General features: G+C 67.9%; 14 protein-coding genes and 1 pseudogene. 8 read left to right on the forward strand and 7 right to left on the reverse strand.

Going from position 1 to position 16,642, the window contains the following annotated elements; translation table 11 throughout:
• The first annotated feature begins 183 nt into the window (after positions 1-183).
• The 4 genes from HDC36_RS11945 to HDC36_RS11960 all read left to right on the forward strand — a co-directional run bounded on the left by HDC36_RS11945 (position 184) and on the right by HDC36_RS11960 (position 4,690).
• Positions 184-621, forward strand: coding sequence for a hypothetical protein (locus HDC36_RS11945; protein WP_179567502.1), 438 nt, complete (start codon positions 184-186; stop codon positions 619-621).
• Positions 618-2,087: an ATPase domain-containing protein gene (locus HDC36_RS11950; protein ID WP_179567504.1), complete on the forward strand. Its 1,470-nt coding sequence runs from the start codon at positions 618-620 to the stop codon at positions 2,085-2,087. Before HDC36_RS11945 ends, HDC36_RS11950 begins: the two co-directional genes overlap by 4 nt.
• 6 nt (positions 2,088-2,093) lie before the next feature.
• Entirely contained in the window at positions 2,094-3,695 is a 1,602-nt protein-coding gene (locus tag HDC36_RS11955) for a diguanylate cyclase (RefSeq protein WP_179567512.1), read from the forward strand.
• A gap of 128 nt (positions 3,696-3,823) precedes the next feature.
• Positions 3,824-4,690, forward strand: a complete 867-nt coding sequence (locus HDC36_RS11960) for an SDR family oxidoreductase (RefSeq protein ID WP_179567514.1) — start codon at positions 3,824-3,826, stop codon at positions 4,688-4,690.
• A 174-nt stretch (positions 4,691-4,864) separates the two neighbouring features.
• Here the strand turns inward: HDC36_RS11960 and HDC36_RS11965 are convergent, their stop codons facing one another.
• Positions 4,865-5,731, reverse strand: coding sequence for an NAD(P)H-hydrate dehydratase (locus HDC36_RS11965; RefSeq protein WP_179567516.1), 867 nt, complete (start codon positions 5,729-5,731; stop codon positions 4,865-4,867).
• Positions 5,728-6,483 carry a histidine phosphatase family protein gene (locus tag HDC36_RS11970; protein WP_343204336.1) on the reverse strand — a complete coding sequence of 252 codons (756 nt, stop codon included), beginning with the start codon at positions 6,481-6,483 and terminating at the stop codon, positions 5,728-5,730. Before HDC36_RS11970 ends, HDC36_RS11965 begins: the two co-directional genes overlap by 4 nt.
• A 282-nt stretch (positions 6,484-6,765) precedes the next feature.
• Here HDC36_RS11970 and HDC36_RS11975 point away from each other — a divergent pair, with 282 nt between their 5' ends.
• The 3 genes from HDC36_RS11975 to HDC36_RS11985 all read left to right on the forward strand — a co-directional run bounded on the left by HDC36_RS11975 (position 6,766) and on the right by HDC36_RS11985 (position 8,864).
• On the forward strand, positions 6,766-7,278 hold the full coding sequence (locus tag HDC36_RS11975; protein WP_179567520.1) for a ferritin-like domain-containing protein: 513 nt from the start codon (positions 6,766-6,768) through the stop codon (positions 7,276-7,278).
• Positions 7,279-7,331: 53 nt separating this feature from the next.
• Positions 7,332-7,838: a DUF892 family protein gene (locus HDC36_RS11980; protein WP_179567522.1), complete on the forward strand. Its 507-nt coding sequence runs from the start codon at positions 7,332-7,334 to the stop codon at positions 7,836-7,838.
• Positions 7,839-7,961: 123 nt separating this feature from the next.
• Entirely contained in the window at positions 7,962-8,864 is a 903-nt protein-coding gene (locus tag HDC36_RS11985; RefSeq protein ID WP_179567524.1) for a manganese catalase family protein, read from the forward strand.
• A gap of 291 nt (positions 8,865-9,155) precedes the next feature.
• On the opposite strand, the gene HDC36_RS11990 is transcribed toward HDC36_RS11985, so the two are convergent.
• Positions 9,156-9,797, reverse strand: coding sequence for a DUF6766 family protein (locus HDC36_RS11990; RefSeq protein WP_179567525.1), 642 nt, complete (start codon positions 9,795-9,797; stop codon positions 9,156-9,158).
• Positions 9,798-10,013: 216 nt separating this feature from the next.
• Between HDC36_RS11990 and HDC36_RS11995 the strand changes: the two genes are divergently transcribed.
• Positions 10,014-10,739, forward strand: coding sequence for an SOS response-associated peptidase family protein (locus HDC36_RS11995; protein ID WP_179567526.1), 726 nt, complete (start codon positions 10,014-10,016; stop codon positions 10,737-10,739).
• A gap of 37 nt (positions 10,740-10,776) precedes the next feature.
• Here the strand turns inward: HDC36_RS11995 and HDC36_RS12000 are convergent, their stop codons facing one another.
• The 4 genes and pseudogenes from HDC36_RS12000 to HDC36_RS12015 all read right to left on the reverse strand — a co-directional run bounded on the left by HDC36_RS12000 (position 10,777) and on the right by HDC36_RS12015 (position 16,636).
• On the reverse strand, positions 10,777-11,238 hold the full coding sequence (locus HDC36_RS12000) for a hypothetical protein (protein ID WP_179567527.1): 462 nt from the start codon (positions 11,236-11,238) through the stop codon (positions 10,777-10,779).
• A gap of 588 nt (positions 11,239-11,826) precedes the next feature.
• A pseudogene (locus HDC36_RS12005) lies at positions 11,827-13,923 on the reverse strand (methyl-accepting chemotaxis protein); the annotation flags it as partial.
• A 198-nt stretch (positions 13,924-14,121) separates the two neighbouring features.
• Positions 14,122-14,925: a lipo-like protein gene (locus tag HDC36_RS12010; protein WP_179567529.1), complete on the reverse strand. Its 804-nt coding sequence runs from the start codon at positions 14,923-14,925 to the stop codon at positions 14,122-14,124.
• 691 nt (positions 14,926-15,616) lie between these two features.
• Positions 15,617-16,636: an OmpA family protein gene (locus HDC36_RS12015; RefSeq protein WP_179567531.1), complete on the reverse strand. Its 1,020-nt coding sequence runs from the start codon at positions 16,634-16,636 to the stop codon at positions 15,617-15,619.
• Between the last annotated feature and the right edge of the window lie 6 nt (positions 16,637-16,642).

Here is a 16,642-nt window from a genome sequence, read left to right on the forward strand (position 1 = left end):
CGCATCGATCGGCGGGCCGTGGCGACGGGCGGAACGCCTCGCCACAGTCCTGCCTGACACGCCGCCGACGGCGTCGCCCCGTTTTTGCGGGCGGATGCCGGGCGTGTGAGGAGAACACCACGCGCTTTGCGTAGCCGAAGGTATACAGTGGGAACACATATTCCGCAGGTGCGCGCAAGGCAAATGGAAAACCCCGCGCTATCTGCGACGGTCGCCGCGCTCGCACGACAGGCCGCCGACGGCGCGGAAGCGTCGACGATCGCGGAGTCCATCACGTCGACGTGGCGGCAGATCGAACAGGCGCTGACACCGATCCTCGGCGCACGCGGCGTGGCCGCGCTGTTCAAACGCGCCCTGTTCCTGACCAAGGACCGCTTCCCGTGGCTGGAAGAGGCCTTCGCCGCGACCGAGGCGCCCAGCGAACAGGGGGCGCTCGACGTCTTCGGCCTGGTACTGAGCCGGCAAGGCGCCGCCATCGCGGCCGCTGGTGCTGGCGCCTTTCTTTCGACCTTTCATGGCGTGCTGGTCAGCATGATCGGCGCAACCCTCACCGAACGGCTGTTGCAGTCGGTGTGGGCCACTTTTTCCAGCGGACCTCCCGCGCAGGACATCTCTTCATGAGCAGCAAAGTCGCCATTCACTGCCTGCAGACCGGCGTTCCCGGACTCGACGCGGTATTGGGTGGAGGATTGCCCGAATTCTCGTTCAACCTGATCGCCGGACCGCCCGGCTGCGGCAAGACCACGCTGGCGCACCAGATGATGTTCGCGCTGGCCACGCCCGAGCGGCCGGCGCTGTACTTCACCGTGCTCGGCGAGCCGCCGCTGAAGATGCTGCGCTACCAGCAGCAGTTCGATTTCTTCGACGCCGCCGCGATCAACGCCACGATCCACTTCGTCAACCTCTCCGAGGAAACCCTGGCCGGCGATCTGGACCGGGTGCTGGCGCGCATCGTCGCCGAGGTGGAAGCGCACGGCCCGTCGCTGGTGTTCGTCGATTCGTTCCGCTCGGTGGCGCTGGCCAGCACCGCCGACGGCAACCTGCACAACAATCTGCAGCGTTTCATCCAGCAACTGGGCATGCTGATGACCAGTTGGCAGGCGACCACGTTCCTGATCGGCGAATACTTCGTCGAGTCCGATCCCAATCCGGTGTTCACCGTGGCCGATGGGCTGATCTGGTTGCGGCAGAGCGTGCAGCGCAATTCGATGGTGCGCAAGATGGAGATCATGAAGATGCGCGGCAAGCCGTCGCTGCCGGGACTGCACACATTCCGCATCGACCGTTCCGGCGTGCGCGTGTTCGCGCCGGTGCCGGTGCCGGCGGGCACGGCGCCTGTGCCGCACAGCCGCGCGCGCCTGCCGATGGGCGTGCCGGAACTGGACGCGATGCTCGGCGGCGGCCTGCCGCAAGGTTATTCGCTGCTGGTGGCGGGCCCTTCCGGCTCCGGCAAGAGCCTGCTCGCCGCCGCCTTCCTGGCCGAAGGCGCGCGCCATGGCGACAACGGCGTGTTGGTCACCTTCGAGCAACAGCCGCAGCGTTCGCGCATCCCGGCACTGGCGGCGTTGATCGCCAGCGGCCAGGTCGGCGTGGTGGACAGCCGCGCGCCGGACCTGTCGATCGACGAGATCCTGCTGTTGCTGGTCGCGGAGATCGACCGGCTCGGCGCCACCCGCGTGGTGATCGATTCGCTGTCCGCGTTCGAACTGGCGTTGGCGCCGACCTTCCGCGAGGACTTCCGCGAATCTCTGTCGCGCATGGTGGTGGCCTTGGCCGCGACCGGCGTCACCGTGCTGATGACCTCCGAGCTGGAAGACCGCTACACCGACCTGCGCTTCAGCCCCTACGGCACCGCGTTCATGACCGATGCGATCATCGTGCAGCGCTACATCGAGGTGGACAGCCGCTTGCGCCGGGTGATGGCGGTGGTCAAGGTGCGCGCCAGTGCGCATTCGGACGCGCTGCGGGAATTCCAGATCGACGACAGCGGCATCCGCATCGGCGCGGCACTGCCGCAGCAGGAAGGCCTGCTCGGCGGCCGGCCGAGGCGCAAGTCCGGCGTACACGACGCCCTCGACACGAGCTGACCGCGCATGCAGACGCCCTCCGACCAGCACGCGATCGACGCGGCCCGGCTCGAGCTCTCGCACCTGCGCCGCCAGTCGCTGGTCGCGCGGCTGGAGCTGGATCGGTTGCAAGCGGACCTGAGTGCGCTGAAGGAACATGCGCCGCTCGGACTGGCGACCGATCTGCAGGCGGCCAACGAACGCCTGGTGTTGTCCACGCTGCGCGCCCAGGCGCAAGTGACCAGCTACGAAACGGCCCTGCAGGATGCGACGCACCATGCCAAGCGCGACCCGCTGACCGGGCTGCCGAACCGCGAACTGCTGTTCGAACGACTCAACCTGGCGATCACCGCGGCGCACGCGCAGCACAGCCGGATCGCCGTGCTGTTCCTCGATCTGAACGAGTTCAAGCAGGTCAACGACCTGCTCGGGCATGCCACCGGCGACAGGTTCCTGCGCCTGGCGGCAGAACGCATCAGCGGCCTGGTCGATGCCCAGGTCACGGTGGCGCGCTATGGCGGCGACGAGTTCGTGGTGGTACTGACCGGGCTGAGCGCCAACGCCTATGCCGCGGCGACGGCGACGGCGCTGATCGAGGCCTTCGAACGGCCGGCGGTGGCCGGCGAGGATGCGCTGCGGCTGGGCGTGAGCATCGGCATCAGCCTGTACCCGGACGACGGCGACAACGCAGAGGCCTTGCTGTCGCATGCCGACGATGCCATGTACTGCGCCAAGCGCCTGTCGACCGTCCGCTTCGAGTTCTACGATCCGCGCCGGGTCAGCGAACTGCATGCGCACCGCAACGCCTTGGCCGAGAAGGCCCGGGCGATGAGCAGCGGCGCGGCGACCGACGCGTACGCAAGCGAACAGCATACGCAGCTGTGCCAGGCCAACGAGCACCTGGTGCTGGCTGCGCTGAGCGCGCAGGAATTGCAGTCCGGCGCCGAGAAGGCCTACCAGCGGCAGAGCGAATTCTTGGCCTTCGTGGCGCACGAACTGCGCAATCCGCTGATGCCGATCGGCATTGCCGGATCGATGCTGACCAGCTTGACCCCCGAAAAATTGCTGCACATGCAGCGGATCATCGAGCACGAGGTCGCGCACATGACCCGTCTGGTGGGCGACCTGGTCGATCTGTCGCGGGTCCGCACCGGCAGGCTGCGCCTGATCAAGCAAGCGGTCGACCTGTGCGAGATCGTGCTGGAGGCGGTCGATGCCTGCCGCCCGGCGATCGACGCACGCCAGCAGACGTTGGCAGTGACCATGCCCGAGCACGCGCTACGGATGCACGGCGACCGTGTGCGCCTGTCGCAGGTGGCGCGCAACCTGCTCGACAACGCCTGCAAATACACCCCCGAGCACGGCCGACTGACGCTGACGCTGCAACAGAGCGAGAGCCAGGCGCAGTTGATCGTCTCCGACACTGGTATCGGCATCTCCGCGCAGGCCTTGCCGCTGGTGTTCGAACCGTTCGTGCAGGACACGCATGCGATCGGCTTCCACAGCGGCGGCATGGGCATCGGGCTGACCGTGGTACGCGAGATCGTGACCGCGCACGGTGGCAGCGTGGTCGCCAGCAGCGCAGGCGTGGACGGCGGCAGCACGTTCAGCGTGTCGCTGCCGCTGTAATCGCGCCTGGCGAGCCCGCTGCGGCGCGCTTTTTGGCGTCGCCGCACACGCAATGACGACATGGCCTTGGCCGATCCTTTACCCGGCCACGGGCAAGCTTACGCACTCCCCCGACGCAGGACATCGCCATGCCGGTTCCGAACTATCCCTACCCACCCTTCAAGCCGCAGCAGCAGTCGTTTCCCGGCCTGACCGACAAGATGGATCCGAAGCCGGACCACGGCGAGGACAGCTACGTCGGCCACGGCCTGCTGCAGGGCAAGCGCACGCTGATCACCGGCGGCGACAGCGGCATCGGCGCCGCGGTGGCGATCGCCTATGCGCGCGAAGGCGCCGACGTGGCGATCGCCTATCTGCCGAGCGAGCAACACGACGCCGAGCGTATCGGCAAGCTGATCGAGGACGCCGGCGTGCGCGTGCTGCTGCAGCCGTGCGACGTCAGCGACCGCGCGCAGGCGCAGGCGCTGATCGCGGCCGTCACCGAACGTTTCGGCGGACTGGACGTACTGGTCAACAATGCCGCCTACCAGCGCTACTTCCACAGTTTCGAGGAGATCACCCTGGACGAGTGGGAGAAGACGTTCGCCACCAACGTGCATGCGCCGTTCCATCTGGTGCAGCTAGCGGTGCCGCATATGCCCGAAGGCGGTTCGATCATCAATACCGCCTCGGTCAACTCGAAGAAGCCCACGCCCAACATCCTGCCCTACTCCACCACCAAGGGCGCGGTCGCCAATCTGACCATCGGCCTGGCCGGATTGCTCGCCGACAAGAAGATCCGGGTCAATGCGGTATTGCCGGGGCCGATCTGGACCCCGTTCATTCCTGCCGGCATGGACGAAGACTCGGTCAAGGAGTTCGGCTCGCAGACGCCGTTCGGCCGCCCCGGACAGCCGGCGGAACTGGCCTCGGCCTATGTAATGCTCGCTGCCGACACCTCCAGCTACACCTCCGGCACGCTGCTCACCATCGCCGGCGGTGCCGCGACGCTGTGATGGTCTGTAACGGCGGCCATGCTGCGATTGGCGGATCGCTGCGACAACGCAATGCTGATTGGCGATAGCCGCCACCGCGCCGCCGCCGCGTGAGCGCGGCAGCGGCGTTGCGTACGCGCGAGCGCCACGCGCGCACCTCGCACCGCGACACTTCGCTCTCGCCCGGCCTCAACCTCATCCAGCGGCGAGCAGACCCGGAATCCGCGCCGCGATCTCGCGCGCAAGCGGCCCCAGCGGGCCGATCTGGCGCGCCAGCAGCGCGCCGGCGCGCGCATGCAGGTGCACACCCCACACCGCCGCCTGCGTGCTGCTGGCGCCGCGCGCCTGCAAGCCGCAGATGATGCCGGCCAGCACGTCGCCGGAGCCGGAGGTGCCCAGGCTGGCGCTGCCGCCGCGGTGCACCCAGTGCGTGCCATCCGGCGCGGCGATCACCGTGGTCGCCGACTTCAGCACCACCACTGCGCCGCTGCGGCGTGCGTAGCGCAGCGCGATGGTCGCCGGGTCCGCCGCGATGCGCTCGATCGGCACGCCGCTCAATGCGGCCATCTCGCCATGGTGCGGGGTCAGCACGATGCGCGCCGGATCGGCCATGTCGCGGGTGTCGACCAGCGCCCCGGCATCGAGCACCACGCCGCAGCGCGTGTCCTCCAACAGCCGCGCGATCTGCTTGCGCAGCGCTGGGCGGGCGCGCATGCCGGGACCGATCAACAGCGCGTCTGCGTGCGCGGCGTCGGCATGCAGCGCCTGACCGCCGATGCGCAGTTCGCCGTCGGCCGCCGTCGCCAGACCGACCACCCTGGCCTCGGGCAAGGCGATCGCCATCGCCGTGGCCACCGGACGCGCGGTGGCCACCTGCAACTTGCCCGCGCCTGCGCGCAATGCCGCCTCCGCCGACAGCAACGCCGCGCCGGGAATTTCGCAGCTGCCCCCGATCACCAGCACGCGCCCGCGCTGCTCCTTGCCGGCGATGCCTGCGGCGCTGGGCAACGGCCAGCGCCGCAGCAGCGTCGCGTTCACCGGGATCGCGCGCGCCTGGGTCACCGCGGCCCGCCCGGCTGGTCGGCCGCGGTGGTCACCGGCACCTCGAACGGCACCGCATTGGCCTGGACCAAGCCGAAATGCGGCGTCCCGTCGGCGTCGCCGACGCCGTATTCGGTGACGCTGCAGTTGGGCACGTCGCCGCCCCGGTCGATGTCCAGGATCGCCGATTCGTCGAGGCGTTCGAGCAGATAACGCATGCAGTTCACGATGACCTGATGGGCGACGATCAACACGCGCTCGCCGGCATGGTCGCGGCGCAGTTCCTCGACCACGCTGCGCAGGCGCAGGATCACGTCGCACCAGCTTTCGCCGCCGGGCGGCCGGAAGTAGAACTTGCCGACCGATGCGCGCTGCTCGGCCAGTTCCGGGAAACGGCTGACGATGCCGTGCCGGGTATAGCGGTCCAGGATGCCGAACTCCTTCTCGCGCAGGCGTTCGTCCAGCAGCTGCGCCGTCGGCGGTACCTGCAGCGCCGCGCCGATCGCGGCGCAGGTCTGCTGCGCGCGCAGGAACGGCGAGGCCAGCAGGATCTGGGGCCGCGCCGTCGCCGGCAAGGCCGCGAACCACTGCCCGAGCTGCTGCGATTGCTGCAGGCCCAGTGCGGACAACGGCGTGTCGGCATCGCGCGTGGCGATGTCGATCAACTCCTGCCCGGAGGCTTCGGCGATATCGCGGGCGACATTGCCCGCGCTCTGTCCATGCCGCACCAGCCACAGACGTTGCGGCCAATCGGCGTGATCGAGTTTCGGCACGAGGGGGTCTCCTGTATCGATGGCCTGCACGAGCCTGGCGCGGGCGCCGTGAACGCGCGGTCGCCGCATGCCCGACGGTGGCGGAGAGCGCTGCCGTATTCAGCGTTTTCAGCGCGACGTTGACGCACTCCGCTCCTCGCAAGGCGTTCACTCTTCATTGCATCCGCGCTAACGGGCGTGCGTCTAGCTTGGCCTGCACAGGGGAAAAAAACAGCCGATACGTGGCGCACTCCGCGAGTGCGCGGCGCTATCAAGATCCACGAATCCTTTTGGAGGAAGTTCATGACGCGAAGCAACCCCGAGCGTTTGCTGAAATGGCTGCAGGACGCCTACGCGATGGAGCAGGAGGCGAACACCATGCTGACCGCCACCGCCGGCCGCCTGGAGCATTACCCCGAACTCAAGGCGCGGATCGAGCAGCACATCGCCGAGACCCGCGACCAGTCCGACCAGGTCAAGCGCTGCATCGAACTGCTCGACGGTTCCATCCCGACCATCAAGGGGGCCGTGGCCAGCGTGATGGCGACGGTACATGCCGCCGGCAATTCGATGATGAGCGACGAAGTGGCCAAGAGCCTCGGGATCAGTTACGCCTTCGAACACATGGAAATCGCCAGCTATCGCGCGCTGGTCATTGCCGCCAAGGAGGCGGGCCAAACGCAGATCGCCGAGATCTGCGCCGCCATTCTCGACCAGGAAATCGCCATGGCCGAGTGGCTGATCGAACACCAGGAGGCCACGATCCTGGCCTTCCTGAAACGCGAACGGACCGACGGCCAGACCGCCAAGCGCTAGTCCGCGCGCCTACCCTGCACCATCCCACTATCCGATCACGGAGATCCACCGACATGGCTATCAAGACCATCGACGACCTGTTCCTGCACGAACTTTCCGACATCTACAGCGCGGAAAAGCAACTGACCAAGGCGCTGCCGAAACTGGCCCGCGCTTCCACCAATCCGGCCCTGCGCGCGGCCTTCGAAGCCCACCTGGAAGAAACCCAGGGCCAGATCGAACGCATCGACCAGATCGTGGAAAAACTCGAACTGCGCCTGAAGCGCATCAAGTGCGCGGCGATGGAGGGCCTGGTGGAGGAAGGCAAGGAAGTGATCGAATCGATCGAGGCCGGTCCGGTGCGCGATGTGGCACTGATCGGCGGCGCGCAGAAAGTGGAGCACTACGAGATCGCGTCCTACGGCACGCTGGCCGCGATGGCCAAGCAGTTGGGCAAGACCGACGCGCTCAAGCTGCTACTGGAAACGCTGGAAGAGGAAAAGTCCACCGACGAGAAGCTGACCATGCTCGCCGAGCAGGGCGGCAACCAGGAAGCCGCGCAGAAGCGCAAGGCGGCCTGACCGCACGACCGCGGCGCCGATTGCCGGCGCTGCGGCTTTTTATACCCAGACGCGCCCACTGGCCACGACGCCTGATCGCCAGGTCGTCGTGGCTTTGCCGTGGGCGCACTCCAGGAGATTTTCATGTTCATGCACAACAAGCGGTTGATGTACACGGTGCACGTGGCCAAGCCGAATCCGGCCCTGGCCTCGCTGATGCTCGAGCAGTTCGGCGGCCCGCAAGGCGAACTGGCCGCCGCCATGCGCTATTTCACCCAGGCCATCGGCGAGGTCGATCCGGGCCGCAAGGACCTGCTGTACGACATCGCCACCGAGGAACTGAGCCATCTGGAGATCATCGGTTCGATCATCGCCATGCTCAACCAGGGACCCAAGGCGGTGCTGTCCGAAGGCATGGTCGAAGCCGAGGAGATGCGCAACCTGACCAGGAACAACAACACCAGCCAGACCCAGCAGATCCTGTACGGCGGCGGCCCGGCGCTGGTGAACTCCAGCGGCGTACCGTGGAGTGCGGCGTATGTGGATTCCATCGGCGAACCCACCGCCGACCTGCGCTCCAATATCGCCGCCGAGGCACGCGCGAAGATCGTCTACGAGCGCCTGATCAACGTCACCGACGATCCGGGCATCGTCGATGCCTTGAAGTTCCTGATGACCCGCGAGATAGCGCACCAGAAGTCGTTCGAGAAGGCGCTGTACGCGATCGAGCCGAACTTCCCGCCGGGCAAGCTGCCGGGCGATCCGGCGTTCACCGACACGTTCTACGACATGTCGCAGGGCGATGGCGACATCAACGGCCCCTGGAACAGCGGCAGCCAATGGGAAAAGGTCTCCGACCGCAACCGCCAGGCGGCCGTGGACGGCGGCAGCGGCGTGCCCAGCGTCGGCCTGAGTCCGGCCGAGGAAAGCGCGCTGCAGGCGCTGGCGGCGCGCACCATGTCGCAGCAGGACAGCGATCCGACCACCGGCGCCGATCTGGGTGCAGGTCCGGGCGCCGGTTCGACCAAGGGCGACATCAAGCTGTGATCGCACGGTCCGCAGCGGCGAGTCCCTCGCCGCTGCAGATTCGCCAGGACCCGACCGGGACACGCCCGCAGCGTGGGCACTTGTAGGAGCGACTTCAGTCGCGACAGGCACTTCGATAGCATCCTGTCGCGACTGAAGTCGCTCCTACGATATCTAACATCATCGGAATCGAAGCTGTTTCCAACTCGATACGCCAGCTCGCTCGTGTCGTCCATGCGCGCGTGGCGCACTCCAGCAGCACACGAATACGCCGTCGCCTCGGAACGCAGCAGGCTCGGCAGCCGCGCCCGCTCAATCGCCGGTCTGCGTGTGCGGCGCATGCACCGGTTTGGATTGCGGCGAATCCTTCTGCCGCAGCCAGATGGTCAGCACCACCAGCGCGAACACGGCCAGGAACTCGCTCTGCCAGTTCTGCATCGACTCGAACCAGAACTGCGCGCCGGTCGCGTGCTCGAAAAGCGAGATCGCCGGCAGCCGTTGCATCGCCCGCTCGGCCAGTTCGTGCCGCCAGCTGCCCAGCGCGTGCAGCACGAAGCTGGTCAGGAACAGCAGGCCGAATGCCAGCGCCAGCGAGCGTTCGTACAGCCACAGCCAGATGCCGCCGGCACGCACCGGCCACGGCGGCGTGCCGGGCGCGACGCTGTCGTCTTCCTGCTCGGGCGACAGCGGCCGCGATTCGGCCGAGCCCCACTGCCGCAGCTTCACCGTCAGCACCACATACATGCCCATCTGCAGGAATTCGCTCTCCCAGTTCTCGAACAGCGCACCGACGAAATGGCCGCTGTGCAGGTATTCCCAGAACATCAGCGGCGCCAGTCCCTGCTGGCGCAGTTCGTCGTTGTAGGCGAGGTGGCCGCTGAGCGCCTGGCCGGCCATGAACAGCAGGGTCAGCCCCAACAGCACCAGCGACAGGCCATTGCGTTTCCAGAACATGAGCGATTGCCTCCTTCCTGCGCTACGCACGGTCGTGCGATCGCGGATATCGGGCGGGAATATGCGAGCGCGCGCGGGAAGAACGGATGAAGAAACCGTCAGCGGCGACGACGCCGTCGCCGAGCGCATGCGCGCACATCGCCGCGCGCCCCCCCACTTCTTCACTCGCGCTTGCCCGCCGTGCGCCCTAAGCTGCACACGCAACGCGAGAGACCGATGAGACGTTTCGTACAGGCCTTCGGCATCGAGGACGCCCTGCCCGCGCAGTTGGAAACGTCGCTGCGTGCGGCGCTTGCGGCCTATCCGGACCACTACAACCTGGGCAAGGGCGACCTCGCCACCGCGATCCTGTGCCGCGACGGCGTCGCGCAGGTGGAGCGCCTGCAATGGGGCATCGTGCCGCGCTGGTCGAAGACGCCGGACACGCCCTACACCACCGTCACCGCGCGGCTGGAACGCGCCGCGCGCAGCCGCATCTTCGCCGCGCCGTGGAAGAGCCAGCACTGTGTGATCCCGCTGTCCGGATACTACAAGTGGGACCGCAGCCGCAAACCGGCGCAGCCCTATTACATCCACCACGCGGACGGCCAGGTGCTGCTGGCGGCAGGGCTGTGGGAACGCTGGGAACGCGGCGAACCGGCACTGCTCAGCTTCAGCGTGCTGACCCATGCCAACGCCGCGATTCCGCCGCCGCTGACCGCGGACGGGCCGATCTTCCTGAGCGGCGACCGCTGGCGCAGCTGGCTGCGCGGGCCGCGGCTGTTTCCCACCGCGTTCCTGGCACGGGCGCCGCAGCCGCCGCTGCTGGCCTATCCGGTTTCGTCGGCCTACCAGCGCCGCGAGCACAACGACTACACCTTGCTGGAACCGGTGGATGCCGATGCACCCGGGCGTGGCGATGATGCCGAAGTGGACGAGGAGGAGGAAGACGAAGGCGAGTGACACGTGCACCGGCGCGGTCGCGTCACGCGCGCGACCGTCACCAGCCGAAACCGGCGACGAACAGCTTCTGGTCGGTCGGGCCGCGATCGCAGCCGGCCGAGGCGATCACATGGCCGGCCTCCAGCGTGCCGCCGATCGCGCGCACGGCCTGCGTCTCGCGGATGCACTCCGGCCCCACGCTGCCGCGTAGCGGCGGTCGCGGATCCGGGCGGATGTGCTCGACCAGCACGATGCGGCTGCCGCGATTGAACGGCTCGATGCGCACCTTGCCGTGTCGGTCTGGACTGAACCCGCACGGCGCCGGGATCGCCAACGCCAGCAGTTCGGTCTCGCCGCGCAGCAGTGCGCAGTGGCCGCCGCGCTCGCCCAACTGCATGTCGCCACCGGCGAACGCGACCTGGGTGAGCAGCGGCGCGGCAGCGGATGCGGGTGTGTCCTGCGCAGCGGCGACGGAACTGGGCACGGCGAGTACGGCAGCGAGCACGGCACGAAGATGCATCCGGCGAGTCTTCCTTGAACGGGGCGGCGTAGTGTGGCAGATGCGACCACGGAGTCGCCAGCCACGCCGCGCAGCTGGATGGCACAACGCAACGCGTGGGCCGCATGAGCACCGCTGCCACCCTTCCTGCAATGCGCTCGGACTGGCACGGCGCAACCCCATGTAGGAGCGGCTTCAGCCGCGACAGACTCCCTCGACAACGCCGCGTCGCGACTGAAGTCGCTCCCACACGTAGTGGCGTCGCCTTGATCGGGTTGCGCTGGAGCACCACACCTCGCTCGCGGCGTGGCATGACATCGCCGCGAGCGCACCGTGATGCCGCCGCCGCCGACAGCGGCCGGCGCAGAAACGAAGACGCCGATGCGCTAAGGCATCGGCGTCGTCATCGGCCATGGCGTCCGTTACGGACGTCGTGGCGCTGGCTCAGAACTCTTCCCACTCCGAACTTTCCACCAGCGCGCCGCCGGGCTTGCTCCGCGCCAGCGGGCGTGCAGCCGCTGCCGGCGCCTTCTTGATCGGCGCGCGTGCGGCGGCGACCGGACGGACCGCGGCCTGGGTCGTCACCGGCCTGGGCGCGACCGCGGCCACCGGCCTGGCGGCGCCGGCAAGGCGGAACACCGCCACCGCACGGGTCAGGTCCGAGGCCTGGTCTTCCATGCTCTTCGCCGCCGCGGTGGCTTCCTCCACCAATGCCGCGTTCTGCTGCGTGGTCTCGTCCAGCTGCATCACCGTCTTGCTGACCTGCTCGATGCCCGAACTCTGCTCGGCGCTGGCCGCGGAGATCTCGGCCATGATGTCGGTGACCCGCTTCACCGAGGTCACCACCTCGGCCATGGTGGTGCCGGCACGCGCGACCAGGGTCGAGCCCTGCTCCACTTCCTGCACCGAGTCGGAGATCAGGGTCTTGATTTCCTTGGCCGCCGCCGCCGAGCGCTGCGCCAGCGAGCGCACTTCCGAGGCGACCACGGCGAAGCCGCGGCCCTGCTCGCCGGCACGCGCGGCTTCCACCGCGGCGTTCAACGCCAGGATATTGGTCTGGAAGGCGATGCCGTCGATGACGCCGATGATGTCGGCGATGCGCGCGGAGGCGGCGCTGATCGACGCCATCGTGGTGACCACGTCCTCGACCACGCGGCCGCCGCTCTCGGCCACTTCGCCGGCGCCCAGCACCAGCTGGTTGGCCTGGCGCGCGCTGTCGGCGTTCTGCTTGACCGTGGAGGTCAGCTCTTCCATCGACGCGGCGGTTTCTTCCAGGCTCGCCGCCTGCTGCTCGGTGCGCACCGACAGGTCGCTGTTGCCGCTGGCGATCTCGCCGGCGGCGGTGTTGATCGATTCGGCCGAGCGCTGGATGCCTTGCACGATCGTGGTCAGCTGCTCGGCGGTGCGGTTGGCGGCCTCGGCCAGCTGGCCGAAGGCGCCCTCGTAGCGCACGTCCACGCGCTGCGACAGATCGCCGTCGGCGATCGCGCCCATGATCCGGCCCACGTCGGCCAGGCCGCTTTCGGCCTGCCGCATCAGCCGGTTCAGCGCTTCCACCATTTCCTTGAACGCGAACTGGTAGCGCGCCTCGTCGCCGCGCGCGGAGAAATCGCCGCGCGCGGCCGCATCGGCCAGGCGCGCGATGTCGCCGTTGATCGCCGACAGGTTGCTCTTCACCGCATCCAGCGCTTCGTGCAGCGCGGCGCGCTGGCCCGGCAGGCGGCGCATGTCGCGGCGCAGATCGCCGCGGCCGTACTCGCCCATGATCGTCATCGCCTCGATGATCGCGTCCAGGTGTTCGAACAGCGCGGTGTTCATGCCGCGCGCCAGGGTGCCGTAATCGCCGGGGAAATCCTCCGGCATGCGGTGGCTGATGTCGTCGCCCTGCTGCAGCTGCACCAGGGTCTGCATCTCGCCGTTGAAGCGCTGCAACTGGGTCTGCATCTGCTGCATGCTGGTCATCAGCTGCCCGGTCTCGTCGCGCGATTCCACCTTGATCGTGTTGTCGAAACGGCCCGAGGCGATGGCCTCGGCGGTGCGCGTGGCGGCGCGCAGCGGGGTGACGATGGCGCTGGCGATCAGCCAGCACAGCCCGACCACCAGACCGACCAGGGCCGCGCCGATCACGGTCAGGATCTTGGTGAAGCCCAGCGCCTCGACCTGGATGTCCTCGGCGTACACGCCCATCACCAGCACCCAGTTCCACTGCGGGTACAGCTTGGCGTAACTGATCTTCGGCAGCTGCTCTTTCTTGCCCGGCTTGGGCGCGCTGTAGTAGCTGAAGCCGTCGCCGCTGGTCACCGCCTTGCGGATGTCGCGGTACACGTATTCGCCGGCATCGCTCTTGTAGTCGCTCATGTCGGTGCCGACCTTGCGCTTGGGATGCATCAGGATGCGCATCTGCGGGTCGAGCATGAAGAAGTAGTCCACGCCGCCGTTGGTCTTCATGTCGGCCAGCGCCGACTTGGCCGCTTCCTGGGCCTGCGCCTCGGTGAGTTCGCCGCGCTTGGCCTTGGCCGCATAGTGTTCGATGACGCTCATGCCCATGTCGATCTGGGTCTTCACGGTCTGCTTGCGCGCGTCCACCAGGTCCAGGTATTGCAGACGCGCGGCGGCGACGGCGAGCAGGATCACGCCGATGGCGAGCAGGGTGCACAGCACCACGAACTTGCGCGTCATCGGCAGGTTGGCGATGCGACGACGCAGGAAATGGACGGGATTCATAGCGATCCTGAGGGCGATGCCGGTGATGTATATCCACCGATATCGGCCGCGATCGCCGCAAACTTGACGCCTGGCGGTGCAGGAAACTGAAGGCGTTGTGATCGAATCGCCGGTTTTCGCGCTGCCGCGGCGGTGAACCTCCGCATTCAGGTCCGAGCGGTGCGAAGACTGCAACCGCTTTCAGGCAACCTGTGCAACGCGCTGACGTTGCGCCACGTCTGCATCGGCATCGGCATCGGCATCGCCATGCCACACCAACCGATGGAAATCGAAGCCGGATTGCAGGCGCGGCTTCACCACGTTGAAATAGGGCGAGACGTCGAAGTCGCGCGGCAGGTAGAGGCTGTAATGACGGTTGTGCAGGATCTCCGCATCCTGCGCGTCGGACACCGGCACGCTGCCGATCTCCGGCAGGATCGGATAGCGGATCGCGCCGAAGGCCTGCGCCAGCAGCGTCGAGCAGATCGCCTTGGTCGGCTCGCCGCTGCCCAGTTCCAGGAAGCGGCGCTTCACCGACGACGGCAGCGGCGGGGTGCGGATCAGGTAGCGCGCCAGGTCGAAGATGTTCTTCAGGTCGTAGCTGTTGCCGACGCGGCTGACCATGTAGTCGACCACCGCATCGATCTCGTCGGCGCCCAGTCCCACCGGGCGGCAGATGCGCGTGTGCAGGCCGGCGAATTCGCTCAGCCCGACCACGCGCACGCCGACGTTGATGTCCACGTCGCAGAAGGTCGGCGCGTCCGCGTCGGCCGCCGTTCCCAGGTGATCGCCGATGTACAGCGCGGCGTGCGACCAGGTGGACTGGCTCAGGTATTTGATCGCGGTGGAGAAGCGGCTGTTGCCCTCGACCAGCAGCACGTCGCCCTTGCGCAAGGTCGCCTGCAGCAGCTGCGGCGGACTGGTCGGCAGTTCCGAGCGGTGCCGACGGGGCTTGGACAGGAACTTGGCCAGGTGACGACCCAGCAGGCGTGGCAAGGACAGCATGCGCGTTCCCTCATGGACAGCCCGATCCGGGCGGCGAAAGCGACTTCGCTTCACCATGATGGCGGCGCTGCGCGGGAATTCTTGAGCGCTGCCCAGCCGGCCGCGCCTCCTTCTGCCGGCGGGACCATGGCCCGTTTTCGAGGGAAGGTGCCCTGCAGGGGCGGATGAGGGTACGGGCGAAGCCTCGTGCGCCCAAACTCAGCGAGGCGCTTCGCGCTGGACCCTCACCCCAACCCCTCTCCCGGGGTGAGAGGGGCTAGGGCTGCTCCCTTCTCCCATCGGGAGAAGGTGCCCCGAAGGGGCGGATGAGGGTACGGGCGCAGCCCCGTGCACCCAAACTCCGCGAGGCGCTTCGCGCCGTACCCTCACCCCAACCCCTCTCCCGATGGGAGAGGGGCTAAGGCTGCTCCCTTCTCCCATCGGGAGAAGGTGCCCCGAAGGGGCGGATGAGGGTACGGGCGCAGCCTCGTGCCCCCAAACTCCGCGAGACGCTTCGCGCCGTATCCTCACCCCAACCCCTCTCCCGGGGGGAGAGGGGCTAGGGCTGCTCCCTTCTCCCATCGGGAGAAGGTGCCCCGAAGGGGCGGATGAGGGTACGGGTGCAGCCTCGTGCACCAAACTCCGCGAGTCGCTTTCGCGCCGGACCCTCACCCCAACCCCTCTCCCGGGGGGAGAGGGGCTCTAGGTGCCGTCAGTCGCCGCGACCGACCACCAGTCGCACTTCGACGCGGCGGTTCGGCAGCAGGCATTCCAGCAGCGCCGCGCGCGGCTTCACGCCGGCGCACTGCTGCACCTGCTGGCTGTCGCCACGGTATTCGTAGCGGATGCGGTCGGCGGCGACGCCGCGGCCGATCAGCAGCTCGCGCACGGTGCGCGCGCGGCGCTCGGACAGGCCCTGGTTGTAGTCGTGGCCACGACCGTCCATGCGGTCGGCATGGCCGACCAGTTCCACCTTCTGCAAGGTCAGCTTCTCTTCGGCGATGCGTGCCAGCGCGCGATCCAGGCTTTCCAGCGAATGGGTGCGGATGTCCTTGTAGCCGTCGCGGTCGAATTCGAACAGCACGTTGGCCACCAGTGGAATCGGCGCCGCCATCGGCGTGTCCGGCCGCTCCGGCCCGCCGCACTGCCGTGCCAGCGCCTCGGCGTCGTTGACCAGGTCCTCGGCGATCTGGATGTACGGCTTGGAATGGCGCCATTGCTGCTGGTTGAACTCGTTGCCGGCGTGCACCAGCTCGACCTCGCCGCAGGCCGCCGCCTGCTGCGCGCAGCTGAAACCGGCGCTGCCGTGCAGCGCGCGCAGGCGCTGCCACAGGTCGTCGCGCAGGTACTTGGCGTCGTTGACCAGCGGGGTCTCGGTCGGGATCGTCGCGGCGCCCTGCTCCATCAGTTGCACCAGCTTCTCCGACTCGCTCAGCGCACCTTGCGGGAACGCGCTGCGGTCGTTGCGGGTGTATTCGTGAAAGGACACGTCGAGCCAGCATTGCGCCTTGGACAAGGCGTAGTCGCGCACCGGGCGGCCGCCGTCGTTGAGCGCCTGGATGCGGTCCTGCACGGATTGGTAGCCGTGCAGGTCGGCGGCGATGGCGGCGTCGCTGATGCGTTGCTGCTGCGGCAACAGCTGGGTCTGGGCGTTGCCGGCGGCACAGGCGCCGAGCAGCAAGGCGGCGGCGACGGTGCGGGACAGGACGAAGCGGGGTTGGGTCGTGGTCATCATGGA

The organism is Xanthomonas sp. JAI131, from assembly GCF_013410075.1.
Classification (GTDB): Bacteria; Pseudomonadota; Gammaproteobacteria; order Xanthomonadales; family Xanthomonadaceae; genus Xanthomonas_A; species Xanthomonas_A bonasiae.